Annotated in this window: 13 protein-coding genes and 1 tRNA gene; 7 read left to right on the top strand and 7 right to left on the bottom strand. The window is 71.0% G+C overall.

Translation table 11 applies throughout. The features are described from left to right. Positions 1 to 109: 109 nt before the first annotated feature. The 4 genes from glxA to ACZ4D5_RS01075 all read right to left on the bottom strand — a co-directional run bounded on the left by glxA (position 110) and on the right by ACZ4D5_RS01075 (position 5204). Positions 110 to 2047: a radical copper oxidase GlxA gene (gene glxA / locus ACZ4D5_RS01060; protein WP_467770208.1), complete on the bottom strand. Its 1938-nt coding sequence runs from the start codon at positions 2045 to 2047 to the stop codon at positions 110 to 112. Then, positions 2044 to 4035, bottom strand: a complete 1992-nt coding sequence (locus ACZ4D5_RS01065; protein WP_467770209.1) for a glycosyltransferase family 2 protein — start codon at positions 4033 to 4035, stop codon at positions 2044 to 2046. Before ACZ4D5_RS01065 ends, glxA begins: the two co-directional genes overlap by 4 nt. 302 nt (positions 4036 to 4337) lie before the next feature. Continuing rightward, positions 4338 to 5051, bottom strand: coding sequence for a FadR/GntR family transcriptional regulator (locus tag ACZ4D5_RS01070; protein WP_467770210.1), 714 nt, complete (start codon positions 5049 to 5051; stop codon positions 4338 to 4340). A gap of 79 nt (positions 5052 to 5130) precedes the next feature. Further along, positions 5131 to 5204 (bottom strand) — tRNA-Lys (locus ACZ4D5_RS01075). Between the two features lie 229 nt (positions 5205 to 5433). Here ACZ4D5_RS01075 and ACZ4D5_RS01080 point away from each other — a divergent pair. From ACZ4D5_RS01080 to ACZ4D5_RS01110, 7 genes are all read left to right on the top strand, one after another. Continuing rightward, entirely contained in the window at positions 5434 to 6780 is a 1347-nt protein-coding gene (locus ACZ4D5_RS01080; RefSeq protein ID WP_467770211.1) for a peptidoglycan-binding protein, read from the top strand. Between the two features lie 489 nt (positions 6781 to 7269). Then, the gene (locus ACZ4D5_RS01085) at positions 7270 to 8457 is read left to right on the top strand and encodes an SPFH domain-containing protein (RefSeq protein ID WP_467770212.1); all 1188 of its coding nucleotides are present in this window, start codon (positions 7270 to 7272) and stop codon (positions 8455 to 8457) included. Next, positions 8441 to 9100: a nucleoside/nucleotide kinase family protein gene (locus tag ACZ4D5_RS01090; RefSeq protein WP_467770213.1), complete on the top strand. Its 660-nt coding sequence runs from the start codon at positions 8441 to 8443 to the stop codon at positions 9098 to 9100. The genes ACZ4D5_RS01085 and ACZ4D5_RS01090 overlap by 17 nt, the downstream gene beginning before the upstream one ends. Before the next feature lie 84 nt (positions 9101 to 9184). Continuing rightward, complete coding sequence (locus ACZ4D5_RS01095; RefSeq protein ID WP_467770214.1) at positions 9185 to 9787, top strand: lytic polysaccharide monooxygenase auxiliary activity family 9 protein; 603 nt, start codon at positions 9185 to 9187, stop codon at positions 9785 to 9787. A gap of 164 nt (positions 9788 to 9951) precedes the next feature. Then, a complete protein-coding gene (locus ACZ4D5_RS01100; protein WP_467770215.1) occupies positions 9952 to 10467 on the top strand; it encodes a DUF3592 domain-containing protein in 516 nt (171 codons plus the stop codon). Between the two features lie 100 nt (positions 10468 to 10567). Next, positions 10568 to 12229, top strand: coding sequence for an AMP-binding protein (locus ACZ4D5_RS01105; protein ID WP_467770216.1), 1662 nt, complete (start codon positions 10568 to 10570; stop codon positions 12227 to 12229). A 106-nt stretch (positions 12230 to 12335) separates the two neighbouring features. Next, positions 12336 to 12638 (top strand): hypothetical protein, encoded by a 303-nt coding sequence (locus ACZ4D5_RS01110; protein WP_467770217.1) that lies wholly within the window; start codon positions 12336 to 12338, stop codon positions 12636 to 12638. Here ACZ4D5_RS01110 and ACZ4D5_RS01115 read toward each other — a convergent pair. From ACZ4D5_RS01115 to ACZ4D5_RS01125, 3 genes are read right to left on the bottom strand one after another with little or no spacing between them, the layout of a single operon-like run. Beyond that, the gene (locus ACZ4D5_RS01115; protein WP_467770218.1) at positions 12635 to 13369 is read right to left on the bottom strand and encodes a hypothetical protein; all 735 of its coding nucleotides are present in this window, start codon (positions 13367 to 13369) and stop codon (positions 12635 to 12637) included. The two genes, ACZ4D5_RS01110 and ACZ4D5_RS01115, sit on opposite strands and share 4 nt — an antisense overlap. A gap of 56 nt (positions 13370 to 13425) precedes the next feature. Continuing rightward, positions 13426 to 14070, bottom strand: coding sequence for a response regulator transcription factor (locus ACZ4D5_RS01120; protein ID WP_467770219.1), 645 nt, complete (start codon positions 14068 to 14070; stop codon positions 13426 to 13428). After that, a complete protein-coding gene (locus tag ACZ4D5_RS01125) occupies positions 14061 to 15215 on the bottom strand; it encodes a histidine kinase (protein WP_467770220.1) in 1155 nt (384 codons plus the stop codon). Before ACZ4D5_RS01125 ends, ACZ4D5_RS01120 begins: the two co-directional genes overlap by 10 nt. Between the last annotated feature and the right edge of the window lie 2 nt (positions 15216 to 15217).

Raw genomic sequence — 15217 nt, forward strand, 5'->3', positions numbered from 1 at the left:
ACAACAAAAAAAACCGGCGTGGCGGCTGGGCCGGCCAACCCCCCCCCCCGCGACTGCGGTTCTTCGTTGGCTGAGCGCGCAGTTCCCCGCGCCCCTTACGGGGCGCTGCTTACGGTACGTGGACCCACTGCGCCTTGCTCGGCGTGCCCTGATCATCCGTCACGAACAGCATGTACCAGCCCGATTCGACCAGGCTGCGGTTCTTCGGGACCGTCACGCTCACCGAGTCCTTCGACTTCTTCAGGTCGAGGGCGATCGACGTCTGGTCGATGTCCGTCACATGCGTCGACGCACTCGGCTTGATCAGGCGGGCCGTCTTGATGGACGAGGCGTGCTTCGTCGGGAACGTCCCCGACTCGCCCCGCCGGATCGTCTTCGGTCCCTTGCCGAGGCTCGGCTGCGAGCCGTGGTACAGGTACGGCGGCGTGTAGATCTCGATGCGCTGCTCGAACTCGCCCGGCTTCGTGTTGGCCTTGTCGGCGTAGAGCGAGTCGGAGCCGAAGAACATCACGCGGCCGTCGGGCAGCAGGATCGAGCCGGAGTGGTAGTTGCGGCCCACCTCGGGGTCGGCCACCCGCCGCATCTCACCCGTCCTGGCGTCGTAGATCCGCGCCTGGTGGATGTTGGAGTCGCTGCGCCCGCGGTAGTCCTCGGAGCCGCCGGAGATCAGCACGGTGTCGTCGGGCAGCGTCGAGATCTGCGGGTAGCGCGTGCCCTTCTCCAGCTCGGGGCCGTCCACGAACTTCGGGGCGTCCGCCTTCAGGTCGACGATGCGGGTCTTCTTGCTGGACTCCTTGGACTCGCCGACACCGCCGCCGCCGACCACCATGTACTTCTGGTCCTGGGCGGGCGGCAGTTCGACCGTGCCGGAGGTCTCCATGAGCTTCTGGTCGCTCAGGCCCGGGATGCCCTGCCACTTGTTGGTCTTCAGGTCCCAGATACCGGGCTTGCGGCCGACGTCGTCGGGGCCGTACCCCGCGTTGGAACCGGAGTAGAAGAGCTTGCCGTCGGCCATCTGGAAGATCGCCGGGTAGGTCGGGAACTGCCGGATGCCCTTGGTGTACGTCCACTTCTTGGTCTTGGGGTCGTACACCTCGTTCTTGCCGGGGACCAGCTGGCCGATCTCGTCGAGGCCCGAGGTGGAGAGGATCTTGCCGTCGGTGAGCGTGGTCAGCGTGGGGTACCAGCGCGCCTCGTTCATCGGGTCGACCTTGATGTACCGCTCGGCGATCGGGTCGAACTCGAAGGTGTCCTTGATTCCCTGGAAGTCCTTCTTGTCCAGGGCGAGCTTCTGCGCCATGCCGTAGACGTTGCGGGTGTCGGAGCCCTTCAGGCCCTGGATGCGGTAGTTGTCCTGCGTGCCCGTCTCGTACTTGGCGCCGCTCCTGGCCGCCTCCACGTAGACCCGGCCGAGGCCGGGCTCGGTGCGCAGGAACTTGCCGGTCTGCTTGTCGAAGACCTTCTTCGCCTTCTCGACCAGGACGTTGTCCTGGGAGACGAACGTCTTGCCGTTCTTCTTGCCGGTGAACTTCGTCCCCGCCGGGATCGTCTTCGGCTCGTCCGGGTCCTCGTTGTGGACGATCATCAGGCCGCCGGCCTTGGTGATGTCGCCCTTCAGCTTCTCGTAGCGCTGCGTGCCGCCCGCGATCAGCAGGTTGCCGTTGCCCAGCTGGGTGTGGCCCGTGCAGAACAGGTCGGTGGGCGTCGGGATCTTCTTGATGGTGTTCTTGACCGGGTCCCACAGCCGGGTGTCGAACTTCTTCCTGTCGAAGTTCTTCTGGTTGTTGCCCGACCCCGCGACCAGCAGGACCTTGCCCGTGTGCAGGAGCGCCGCGTGGATGGTGTTCTGGCGGTACTCCTCGGGGAAGTCGATGACCTCCCAGTGGCCGTTGTCCGCCTTGTACTCCGGCTTGTTGATCTTGTAGTCGTGGTACTTCTCCGAGCCCACGCGCCAGAGCCACGGGCCGTTCATCCCTGCCAGCGCAAGGACGACCGCCGCGCCTATCGCGATGCGGCGGGCGCGGCGGCGGCTGGAACGGTCTTTCATTTCTTACGTCCCCCAAGGGAAATCTGCATGGTCTGGTCGGGCGCGGCCCAGCTGGGCTTCTGCTGCGGGGCGTGCGGGGCGTGCCCGCCCGGCGGGGCCGGCTGGGCCTGCGGCAGCGGTGCCGTGGCTTCGCGCTGCTGCGGGACCATCGTCTCCGCTCCCGGTGGCGGCGCGGAAGTACCGGATTGCGCCGCCGACTTGGCCTTCTTCCTGTCCTGGCGCATGCCCCAGCGCCACGCGAAGATCGGCGCCGCCGTGATCAGCAGGGCGAAGGTGGCCCAGGTGATCATCGCGGGGTGGGAGTGCCCGTACATGAAGGAGGCCGCCATCGAGGCGCCGAAGACCAGAATGAAGAACAGGTGGATCCGGAAGGTCCCGAACAGCGTGTCGGGGCTGGCCGAATCGCCCTTGGGGGTCACCACGAACTTGCTCTTGCGGCGCAGGGCGGCGTCCATCAGTGAGCGCGCGTAGACCGGCGCGGAGAGCGCCGACATCACCATGCCCGCCACACCGCCGGAGCCCTCGGGCTCGTGCGGGGAGACGTTGTGCCTGCGGTTCCAGATGTACAGGCCGATCTGCAGCGCCGAGGCGTTGCCGTACAGCATCAGCCAGATGGTCGGGTCGATGTTCACGCCGGACGCGCCAAGACCCAGGAACAGCGCGCAACTCAGCGCGGCCAGGATCCAGTTCATGGCGGACATCGGGTAGAAGATGACCATCATCGTGTAGTTGAAGAGCCGTCCTGGCGGCAGCGAGAAGGGCGCCTTCCAGAACTGCTTGAGGATCGTCTCGTACGTCCCCCGGGACCAGCGCAGCTGCTGCGTGAAGAAGTCCGTCCAGGCGTTGGGGCCTTCGCCCACCGCGAGTACGTCCGGCGTGTAGACCGACTTCCACTTCTTGCCGGTCTTCGGGTTGGTGGCGCGGTGGATCTCGAAGCCCGTCGCCATGTCCTCGGTGATCGAGTCGTACAGACCGCCGATCTGCTTCAGGGCCTTGATGCGTACGGCGTTGGAGGTGCCGACGAACATCGGGGCGCCGTAGGCGTTGCCGGCGCGCTGGATCAGGGCGTGGAAGAGGAACTGCTGCGACTCGGCGGCCTTGGTGACGAAGTTGTCGTAATTGCCGTAGACCTGCGGGCCGATGACGAAGCCGACGTTCTCGTCGCGGAAGAAGCCGAGCATCCGCTCCAGGTAGTTCGGCATCGGGACGTGGTCGGTGTCCACGGACGCGAAGTAGTCGTAATCGTCGCCGTGCGCGTCCAGCCAGGCGTTGTAGTTGCCGTGCTTGGTCTTGGCACGGTGCGGGCCCTTCGCCATGTTCCACTTGGCGACGCCCTTGCGGGAGAAGTGGTGCACGCCGAGCCGCCGGCAGACCTCCTTGACCTCCGGGTCGTCACCCTCGTCGAGGAGCCAGACGTGCATCAGACCGCGGTGACGGATCTTGACCGCGGCCTCCAGGGTCTTCGTCACCATCTCGATCGGCTCCTTGCCGGGCACGAACGAGGTGAGGAAGGCGACTCTGGTGCCGGTCTCGGGAACGACCGGTATCGGGTCGCGGGCGACGAGCGTCGCATGGGCGTTGGAGAGCACGTTCATGCAGCGGAAGAACTCGATCAGGCCGATCGAGACGAGCATGACGACGTCGAGCACCGGCAGCCATTCGTTGGCCACGTAGTCCCGCTCGGTCCAGTGCTCGGGCTGCAGGAGCCAGGCGAGCAGGACCAGGGAGAGCAGCGGGGCCGCGCCCAGCATCAGCGCGGCCCGGATGCGGTGCGGCTCCTGGGAGAGCAGCGAGCGGTACCGGACCTTGTACGGCTTGCTCGGGTCGGGCTGGGTCAGCGGCCCGGCGAGACGGCTGTAGTGCTCGTAGTCGTACCGAGGCAGCGTCTTCTTGATCCGCCGGAAACCACCCGTCCGGTGCGACGGCACCCGCAGCTGGGTCGTCTGTGACGGGTCGTTGTGCCGCGCGCCCGTCGGCGTCGACGTCATGAGTCATCCCCCCGCGCGCGGTCGGCCCGCGCGTTCGTTGGTCCTTCCGCCCGCTTGAGTCCCCCTGAAGACCGTCACGAGCGCATCAGTGGCAGGCCACCGTCCCCTTGGACATAGAACGACGACCTTCCGGTTGCATGATGCCCCCCTCGGCATCGCTTCATGAACGGGACCCCCATCCCTGCCCCGCCGCGGACCGGACGGGTCCCCAACTGCCCCGTATCGTCCGCCTCATGAGAGCCAATGGCTCCAGGACAGGGTTCTACGCCGCACAGCATGATCGCAAGAGCGATACAAGGTGTTTACCGGTCATACGAGCGATTTGAGGCAACCACTGAGGTGGGCGAGGTCAGACGCGTGCGGATGTTACCGAAGTGTTCCCTTATGGCCTGCTCCGCCCGGACCACGTCGCTCGACTTCACGGCGTCGAGGATCTCCCTGTGCTGGCGGCAGGTGATCTTCGGATCCCGTGGTACGTCCACCAGATCCGTGCGCACTCGGTGGAAGGCGTCCCAGAACGCCTCGAGAACCTCCCCCAGCAGCTGGTTGCCCAGGCAGCGGTAGAGCGTGGCGTGGAACGCCCGGTCGGTCTCGGCGCGCACCTCGCCGTCCGGGGCCGCCGCCTCCGCGTCCATCCGGTCGACCAGGGCGTCGAGTTCGGCGAGGTCGGCGGCCGGTATACGACCCGCGAGGCGCGCGATCAGGCCGGTCTCCACGGCCTCCCGCAGCTCCAGGAGCTGGAGCAGGCTGTCCTCGCCGCGGTAGTGCCCGGCGACGGTGCGGAAGGTGAGGCCCTCGATCATCGGCGCCATCGACATCGGGCCGACGTAGGTGCCGAAGCCGTGCCGGATCTCCACGATGCCCATGGCCTGGAGCGCCTTGAGGGCCTCGCGCACCGAGTTCCTGCTGACGCCGAGGCGCTCCATCAGCTCGGGCTCGGTCGGGAGGGTGGCCCCGGAGGGCAGCCGCTGGTCGATGATGAGCTTCTTGATCCGCTCCTGGATGTCGCGCGCCATGGCGCAACGGTAGCGGCAGGGTGGGTGCGGGCGGGCATGACGAAAGCCCCCCGCCGAAGCGGAGGGCTTTCGCTGTCTGTGCGCCGCCAGGGACTCGAACCCCGGACCCGCTGATTAAGAGTCAGCTGCTCTAACCAACTGAGCTAGCGGCGCCTGCTGACCTGGATAACTCTACCGGACGTCCGGGGGTGCTTCTGACCAGCCGGGGGTCGTGCGGTGGCCGGGGGTGCGTGACGGGGCGGCCCGGGGGCCCGGGAGCGGGCCCGCCCGACGGGGGCGATCCATCATTCGGACCGTCAACATGCGGTATCCCGGGACAGTTGAGAAACTGACGGACGTGCAGATGCGCGGACATTCTTTTCTGGGGTGTGAGGGGAATCGCATGGAGGACGCTCCGGTATTCGAGGAATTCGACCCCGAGAGCGACTGCGACTGCCCCGGCTGTATTCAACGGCGTCGCACGATGGCGCACGCGCTTCCGCTGCGGCTCGGGGGCCACCCGGCGGCGCACGGCGCGCGCCGCGCCCTGGTCCTCGCGGCGGCGGCCGGCACGGTGCTCGGCGGTCAGGCGCTGCCGGCCGTGGCATCCGTCGAGGTGGGGGGTCATCCGGCGGGGCCGGGTGCGGGTCCCGCCGGGGGTGAGCCGGGCACTCCGCAGGGTGGGGCGAGCCCGCTGCACGGCCCCTCAGGGAGCCCGGCGGCCGCGGCGTCCACGGCGGCGGCCCACCGGTCGACCACGCGGGCGGCGATCATCAACCGGGCCAAGAAGTGGGTCGCGGCGAAGGTGCCGTACAGCATGGAGAAGTACTGGTCCGACGGCTACCGGCAGGACTGTTCCGGCTTTGTCTCCATGGCGTGGAATCTGAGCGGCAACGAATGGACGGGGAGCCTCGACAAGTACGCGGTGCGTATTTCCCGGGATCAGTTGCAGCCCGGGGACATTCTTCTCTTCCACAATCCGGTGGATCCCACGGCGGGCTCGCACGTGACGATTTTCGGGGGATGGACGGACTACACGCGCACGCATTACATCGCGTACGAACAGGCCCGCCCGCACGCCAGGAAACAGGCCACGCCCTATGCGTACTGGTCCCATGGGGACCGCTATCTGGCCTATCGGTACAAGGGTGTGACGGGCGGCACTCCCGGGGGCTCCGCCTCGGGTCCGGGCTCCGCGACGACCAGGTATCCGGGGGCGGGCTCCTTCGGCGCCGGTGCGAACAACCGGTACGTGACGCAGCTCGGCAAGGCGCTGGTGGCGCGCGGCGGCAAGCGCTTCTACCGGTCGGGGCCCGGGCCGCGCTGGAGCGACGCGGACCGCGGGGCGACGCGGGCGTTCCAGCGGGCGCAGGGCTGGCGGGGCGAGGACGCGGACGGCCTGCCGGGGCCGACGACGTGGTCGTACCTGATGAAGGGGAAGGGACGGAACATCCCGGCGACGGGCGCGGGCGGCGGTCCGGCGGGCGGCCCTCCCGGCGGCAGCGCGGGCGCCCGCGCGTACCCGGGCCGCGGCGTCTTCCGCCCCGGCCAGTCGCACGCGGCGATCGAACAACTCGGCAGACAACTCCTGAAGAAGGGCTTCGGCAAGCACTACGCCCGGGGCCCGGGCCCGCGCTGGACCGAGAGCGACCGACGCAACGTGGAGGCGTTCCAGCGCGCCCAGGGCTGGCGAGGCGCGGCGGCCGACGGCTTTCCGGGGCCGGAGACGTGGCGGCGGTTGTTCCGGTGAGCGGGACGCGGGCGAGACCGGGGCACGGCTGCGGCTCGGTCACGAGTGAGACCGGGGCACGGTTGTGACCGGGGTACGAGTGGGGCTCGGGTACGGATGTGACTCGGGCGCGGTTGTGACCGGGGTACGAGTGGGGCTCGGGTACGGATGTGACTCGGGCGCGGTTGTGACCGGGGCACGAATGTGGCTCGGGTACGGATGCGGCACGGGCACGGTTGTGACCAGGGCACAGAAGCGGTCGGGGTGCGGAGGCGACTCGGGTGCGCAAGGGGCCCCCGCGCGGAGGGGCTCGGTCACGCGTGAGGTCCGGGCACGGAAACGACCGGGGCGCGTATGCGGTCCGGGCGCGGCGGCGGGGGGCCGGGTGCGAAGGCGGTTCGGGCGCGGCCGCGGTCCGGGGGCGGATGTGGCTCGGGGGTGGCCGGGGGGCGTGCGGTGGTGTGACTCAGGCAGGAATGAGATCGAGGCACTAATGACGCGGAGGCACGGATGAGCGCGACGGCAGCTTCACAGCCACAGTCACCGCGGTCCGACGGGGCGCCCGAGGCGGGGGGTGCGCGGACGGCGCGGGTGATCCAGAGCGAGGCCACCACCGAGATCCCCGTTCACCTTCTCTTCCGCGACGACCCGGACGACGCGACCGGGGTCCCGCTGGCGCCCGCCGTGGTGCGGCGCAGGCAGGGGACCGGGGAGCAGCCCCGGGCCGCCGCGGCCCGGCGGACCGAGGCGCAGCCCGCCGCAGGGGCCGCCGAGCCGGTGGCGCGGTCCGTGATCGAGGTCGACCCCTCCCTCGTGGAGCGCCGGGCGCGGGTGCTGCCCGGGCTCGCCGGGGTGCTCGGCGGGTGCGCGGGCGTCGCCGGGTGCGCGCTCTCGCTGTGGTGGGCGGGCGCGCTGCCCGAGTCCGCGGTGCGGGCGGCGGGACTGCCCGGGTACGGCGGCGTCGGGCTCGGCGCCGCGCAGTGGGCCTCGCTCGCCGGGTCGGGGACGCTCGGCCTCTTCGGGTTCGGCGGACTGGCCCGCGGCAGGGTCGGCCGCGCCTGGGTGCTCAGCCTCTTCGGCCGCTACCGGGGCACCGTCCGCCGCACCGGCCTGCTCTGGGTGAACCCGCTGCTGCTGCGCCGCCGCGTCGACGTACGGCTGCGGCACTGGCGGAGCGAGCCGATGCCCGCCGTGGACCGGTGCGGGGTCGCGCTGCGCGTCGTCGTCCTCGTCGTGTGGCGGGTGAGGGACACCGCGCGGGCGACGCTCGCGGTCGAGGACCACCAGGAGTACCTGCGCGAGTGCGTGGAGGCGACCACGGCCCGGGTGCTCTCGCGGCTGCCCGCCGACGCCTTCCACGACGACGCCCCCACCCTGCGCGACGCCGAGGCCGTCGGCACCGCGCTGACCCGGGCGCTCGCCGCCGACGCGGAGGCGGTCGGCGTCGAGGTCTTCTCGGCCCAGCCGACCCGCATCGAGTACGCCCCCGAGGTCGCCGCCGCGATGCAGCGCCGCCGGGTCGCGGCCCTCGACGCACGGCACCGCGACACCGTCCTGACCTCGGTGGTCGACTCCGTCGAGGACACGGTGACGCGGCTGACCACCCGGGGCCTCGTCGAGCTGGACGACTACGAGCGCAAGGCCTTGGTCAAGGACCTGACGGTGGCGTTCTATACGGGCCATGGAGAACACCGCTGAACCCGAACGCACGTCCGTTTTCCGGCTGGCCGCCGAGGCCTGGAAGCTGACGGCCCGCGCCCCGCGGGTCGTCCTCGGCATCGCGGGCCCGCCGGGCACCGGCAAGTCGACGCTGGCGCGGGCGCTCGTCGAGCGGATCGGCGAGGGGGCCGCGTATCTGCCGCTCGACGGATTCCACTTGTCCAACGCGCAGTTGACCCGCCTCGGACTCACCGACCGCAAGGGTTCGGAGCCGAGCTTCGACGTGGCCGGGTACGTCGCGCTGCTGCGCCGCGTCCTGGACGACCCGGCACGGGACATCTACGTACCCGATTACGACCGGACGCTGCACGAGCCGGTCGCGGCGCGGCATCTGGTCGCGCCCGCCGCCCGCCTGGTGGTGACCGAGGGGAACTACCTCGCCTGCGATCTGCCCGGCTGGCGCGCCGCGCACGCCCTGATGGCGGAGTGCTGGTACGTGGACTCACCAGGAGAGGTACGTCAACAGCGGCTGCTGGAACGGCAGTTGGCGGGCGGCAGGTCACCGCGGGAGGCCGCGGACTGGGTCGCGACGAACGACGGCCCCAACGGTGAACTCGTCGCGACGTCCCGTGGGCGATGCGGACGGATCCTCTCCACGATTGGTATGGACATGTTCAACTAACGGCAATAATCTGAACTTGGTCTAGACCGCAGTGCGCGCACGTCCCACGGAACTCCCCATGTTCAGCAGGAGCAGGAGCGGCACATGCGAAACAAGAAGATGTACGCGGCCCTGGTCGGCCTCGGCACGGCAGGCGCGTTCGCGCTCTCCGCGGGCGGCGCGAGCAGCCACGGCTACACCGATCTGCCGGCCAGCCGGCAGATCAACTGCGCCAAGGGCGTGGTGACCGGCTGCGGTTCCATCCAGTACGAACCGCAGAGCGTCGAGGGCCCCAAGGGCTTCCCCGCCGCGGGTCCGGCGGACGGCAAGATCTGTTCGGCGGGCATAGCCGGCTTCGACCAGCTCAACTCGCCGAAGACGCCAGGTGGCGGAGCCTGGCCGACGACGAAGGTGAGCGGCGGCCAGAACTACACGTTCCGCTGGCAGTTCACCGCGCGGCACCGCACCACGGACTTCAAGTACTACATCACCAAGCAGGGTTGGGACGAGAGCAAGCCGGTGACCAGGGCGGCCCTGGACACCACGCCGTTCCTCACCGTCCCCTACAACAGCCAGCAGCCGCCCGCCACGCTCTCGCACAGCGGCGCCATCCCCGGCGGTCGCAGCGGGCACCACGTGATCGTCGCGGTCTGGACGGTCGCGGACACGGCGAACGCGTTCTACGCCTGCTCGGACGTCCAGTTCTGACATCCGGTTCCGACATCCGGTTCCGACATCCGGCTTCGGTGTCCGGTTCTGACGTCCGGCCCTGATGTGCGGTTCTGAGACCCCGATCAGTTCTGAGCAATGCTTGAGGAACTTCCCCACACCCCACGGGTAGGTTCTGCGCACGCCGTGCACGACCTCACGGCGTGCGCAGAGCCGTGCCGCGGGTGGCCGGCGCCGAGCATCGGGGGATCCTCATGGAGTTCATGTTCTACGTCGTGCCCGGGTTCATCGCGGTCGTGGTGATCCTCATGGCGGTCAAGGTGATCAAGCGCTCCGCCGAGGTGAGCGGCGCATGGAGCAGCGGGCTCACGGCCGAGGCGCGCTGTCTGCGGACGTACACGACGACCGGCGGCCACGGCGACGGCCACGTGTCCACCACGCTGCACCACGTCTACGAGTTCACCACCCGAGAGGGCCGCTCCGTCCGCTTCGAGGAGGAGAACGGGCCCGCGACGACCGTCGAGGGCGACGTCGTCACCGTGCACTACACGGACCGGCGCCCCGAGGCGGCGACGGCCCACGCGCCGCGCCCCGTCGCGATGGCGGCGAGCACCGTCGGGCTGCTCTGCTTCTTCGGCGTGATGCTGGTCTTCTGCGTGTACTTCATGGTCTCGGCGAACGACTTCTTCGCGGACGACGTGTTCAGCGACATGCCGTGAGGCGAGCCCTTCGTGCTTCCACCGCCCCTCGTGCTTCCAGCACCCCTCGTGCCTCCACCACCCTCCACTTCTGACGAGTCGTCAATTATCGTGCGCGGCCATGAAGAGCACCGGGAGCACGGTCGCGGAACTCGTACAGGCGCGGTGGGGCGACCACCGCACCGGCCTGCGCTTCGCCGGAGGCGAGCTGAGCCACCACCAGGTGACGGCGGGCGCGGCGGCCAGGGCGGCGCTGCTCGCCGACCTGCTGCCCCGCGGCGGCGAGCCGCACATCGGCGTACTGCTCGACAACACCCCCGAGTATCCGCTGTGGTTGAGCGCGGCGGCCCTCGCGGGCGCGGCGGTCGCGGGCATCAATCCGACGCGGCGCGGCGCCGAACTCGCCCGCGACATCCTGCACACCGACTGCCGGGTCCTGGTGACCGAGCGGGCGCACCTGCCGCTGCTCGACGGCCTCGAACTCCCCTCCGTACGCGTCCTGGTGACCGACACGGCCGCGTACCGGGAGCTGCTCGCGCCCTACGCCGACGCGAAGCCGGAGATCGCGCGGCGGGCGGGGCCGGGGAGCCGGATGCTGCTCTACTTCACGTCCGGTTCGACGGGCGCGCCCAAGGCGGCGATCTGCAGCCAGGGCCGGCTGGCGGCGGCGGGCGCCTCGCTGGTCGGCCACTTCGGGGTCAAGGACTCGGACACCCACTACATCTGCATGCCGATGTTCCACGGCAACGCGGTGATCGCCGACTGGGCGCCGGCGCTGGCCGCGGGGGCGGGGGTGGCGCTGCGGGCCCGCTTCTCGGCGTCGTCGTTCCTTTCCGACGTACGGGAGTTCGGGGCCACGTACTTCACGTACGTCGGGCGGGCGGTGCAGTACGTCCTGGCGACGCCGGAGGGCGCCGACGACCGGGAGAACCCGCTGCGGGTCGGCTTCGGGACCGAGGCGGGGGCGGTGGACGCGGCGCGGTTCGAGGAGCGGTTCGGGGTGCGGCTCGTCGAGGGGTACGGGTCGTCCGAGGGCGGGGCGGCGATCCAGTGGACGCCGGGTACGCCCGCCGGGGCGATCGGGCGGGCCGCGCCCGGGGACGACCTCGCGGTGGTCGATCCCTCGACGCGGCGGGAGTGCGCGGCGGCGCGGTTCGCGGCGGACGGGCGACTGCTGAACGGGTCCGCGGCGATAGGGGAGTTGGTGAACCGGGGACCGAATCCCTTCGAGGGGTACTGGCGGAACGAGGAGGCGCAGGCGGAGCGGGTGCGGGACGGGTGGTACTGGACGGGGGATCTCTTCTACCGGGACAGCGACGGGTTCCTGTACTTCGCCGGGCGTACGGACGACCGGCTGCGGGTGGACAGCGAGAATCTGGCGGCCGCGGTGATCGAGGGGATTCTCGCGCGGTGGGAGGGGGCGGAGGCGGTTGCCGTGTACGCGGTGCCGGATCCGGTGGCGGGGGATCAGGTGATGGCGGCGGTCGCGCCGCCGCCGGGTTCCTCCTTCGACCCGGATTCCTTTGCCGGATTCCTGTTGGCACAGGGGGACTTGGGGACGAAGATGGCGCCTCGGTTCGTGCGGGTGGTGGAGCGGATGCCGGTGACGGCGACGAACAAGGTGGCGCGCGGCGAGCTGCGGCGGGCAGGGTTCCGCTGCGCGGAGCCGGTGTGGTGGCGGCCGCCGGGGGATACGGCGTACCGCCTCCTTACGCCGTCCGACGTGACGGAACTGGTGGCCCGGTACCGGGCGCAGGGGCGTGAGGCGTTGCTGGACGTCTGACGGCGGCAAGCCCCGGGGGACCGCGCCCGGCCGGGGCGTGAGGGATCCGTGCGGAGTGAACGCGAGTGCGCTACGGCGTCCGTGCGAACGATTACGATCCACGTTCATGAGCACGTCAGACCAGACCGAAGCCACGGGACTGCCGGACCCCGGCCCCACCCCCGCAGCCCGCGCCCGGCGTGCCCGCGTCGCCGCGGCCTCGTTGCTGATGGCCGCGGCGGCGGTGGTCCTCGCGCTGCGTCTGGCGAGCCGTTCCTCCGTCCTGGTCGTCGGGGTCTACGGGCTGCTGCTGATCCTCTGCGGCGGGGTGATCGAGCTGAGCCGCCGCGGCCGGACCAGGCTCGGCACCTGGCTCCTTGCCGCGGGACTCGCGGCGGCGCTGGTCATGGACGGGGTCGTCCTGTCCTAGGGGCGGCTGGGGCAGCCGCGGGTGCATCCGTCGGCGTGAACTCCCGTACCCCGTACCGCCGGTGGAGGCGCCGCATCGGCCCCGGCGCCCACCAGGCCCGGCGGCCGAGCAGCGCCATGGACGCCGGGACGAGGAACATCCGCACCGCGGTGGCGTCGATGAGGCCGGGCCGCGTTGCCGGTGACCTGGACCGGCTCGTCGCCGTGCAGGTCACGGATCCGCTCGACCAGGCCGGTCGCGGTCGGGCCGTCGACGGAGCCCTTCGGGGTGAGTTCGAGCAGGACCGTGCCGTCGGGGAGCCGCTCGCGCCCGGCGGCGGCGATGCCGGGCAGGGCGCGGATCCTGCGCTCGCAGCCGGCGGGGGCGCCGGGCCTGATGAGGACCTCGACCGGGACGGTGCCGGCCTTTGGCGGACAGTGCGCGCGCACGGTGTCGTAGAGCTGCCGTGCCTCGGTGTCGCGGGGCAGCTGCCGCGCGTCGCCGATGGCGATCCGCATCCCGAAGGCGGGCACGGCGAGCAGGACGAGCGCGGAGCCGACGAGGACGAGTACGGCGAGGGGGCGGGCGGCGGAGAACCGGGCGAGCCGGGCGAAGAACTCGCCCTCGCGCCCAGCAGGGACGGCAGGGACGGCAGGGACGGCAGGGGCAGCCCTGCGCGGCCGGGACCTGGCGGAGATCTTCCCGCCGAACCGGGCGAGCAGCGCGGGCAGCAGCGTCAGCGCCGCCGACATGTCGACGACCACCACGGCCCCGGCCGCGAGGCCCGCGCGGCGGACGGGACGGCGCCTCAGGACTCCAGGTACCGCAGCACCGCGAGCACCCGGCGGCTGTACCCGGTGGTGCGGGACAGGCCGAGCTTGTCGAAGATCGCGTTGAGGTTCTTCTCGACCGCGCTCAGGGAGATGTGCAGCTTCTGCCCGATGGCGGCGTTCGTGTGCCCCTCGGCCAGCGCCTCCAGGACGGTGCGCTCCCTGGGCGTGAGGCGCGTCAGCGGGTCGACGTGCGTGGTGCGGATCAGCAACTGCCGTACGACTTCGGGGTCGATGGCGGCGCCTCCGGCATGGACCCGCTCCAGCGCGTCGAGGAACTCCTCGACCTGCGCGACCCGGTCCTTGAGGAGGTAGCCGACCCGCTCGGCGCTCGACGTGAGCAGCTGCGCCGCGTAGTTGCGCTCGACGTACTGCGACAGGACGACCACCCCGATCTCGGGGCGTGCCTCGCGGATCCTCACCGCGGCGCGCAGGCCCTCGTCGGTGTGGTCCGGGGGCATCCGGATGTCGGTGACGACGACGTCCGGGGTGTGCGCCTCGACCTCGGCGAGCAGCGCGTCGGCGTCGCCCACGGCGGCGAGGACCTCGTGGCCCTCCTCGGCGAGCAGCCGGACAAGGCCCTCCCGCAGCAGGGTCGAGTCCTCGGCCAGGATTACGCGCACGGCAGCTCCGCGGTGATGGTGGTGGGTCCCCCGAGGGGGCTGTCGACCTGCAACGTGCCGTCGAGCGCGGCGACCCGGCTGCGCAGCCCGGTCAGCCCGCTGCCGGCGGGGTCGGCGCCGCCGACGCCGGTGTCGCGTACGAGGACGGAGAGCGAGCCCCCGTCCTTGCGCACCCGGACGAAGACCTCGTCGGCGGACGCGTGCTTGGCGGCGTTGTTCACGGCCTCGGAGACGACGAAGTAGGCGGCGGTCTCGACGGCGGAGGGCAGCGGGTCCGGCACGTCGTACTCCATGCGGACCGGCACCGCGCACCGCTCCGAGACCCCGCCGAGCGCCTCGCGCAGGCCCAGGCTGTCGAGGGCGGTGGGGTAGATGCGCCAGGCCACCTCGCGCAGTTCGGTCAGGACCTCCTGGGCCTCCTTGTGGGCCTGCTCCAGGAGGGCGTCGGCCCGCTCGGGGGTGCGGCCGCGGCGGGCCCTGCCCAGGAGCATGGCGAGCGCGACGAGGCGCTGCTGGACGCCGTCGTGCAGATCGCGCTCCACCCGGCGGCGCTCCACGTCCACGGCCTGGACCACCGCGGCGCGGCTGGTGGCCAGCTCGTCGATGCGCCGCTGCAGCAGCTCCCGCTCGGAGGGGCCGAAGCACTCGCGGGCGAGCCGGGCGTCCTGGTCGGTCAGGGCGCGAAGGCCCTGCACGGCGAGGAAGAGCAGGGTGCCGCCGAGGACGATCTGGCTGAGCAGGTCCACCCAGGTCATGGAGGTGTCGACGAGCGAGACGGCGAAGATCCCGGCGAGCACCGCGCCGAAGTCGACCAGGCCGACCACCACGGCGCACAGCAGTCCCGAGTACGTGCGGAGCGCGAGGTAGCGCAGGATCTGCTGGTCGGTCGCGCGGTGGTCGGGGAACGTGTCGTGGAAGAAGAGCGACCTGCGCCGCCGCTCCAGGGCGGTGAGCCTGCGCGCCCCCGAGGCGAGCAGCGCGTGGGCCCGGGAGCGGGTGCGCGGCCAGAGCAGGAAGGCGCCGAGCACCGCGCCGGCGACGACGAAGTAGATCAGCCCGAGCACGGCGGTGAGGCAGCCGACGAGCACACCGGCGACCCTGAGCACGAACGGGGCGGCCACGGGCTCCTTCACGTCGTCCGACATTA

This window comes from Streptomyces sp. NPDC025651, from assembly GCF_055558735.1.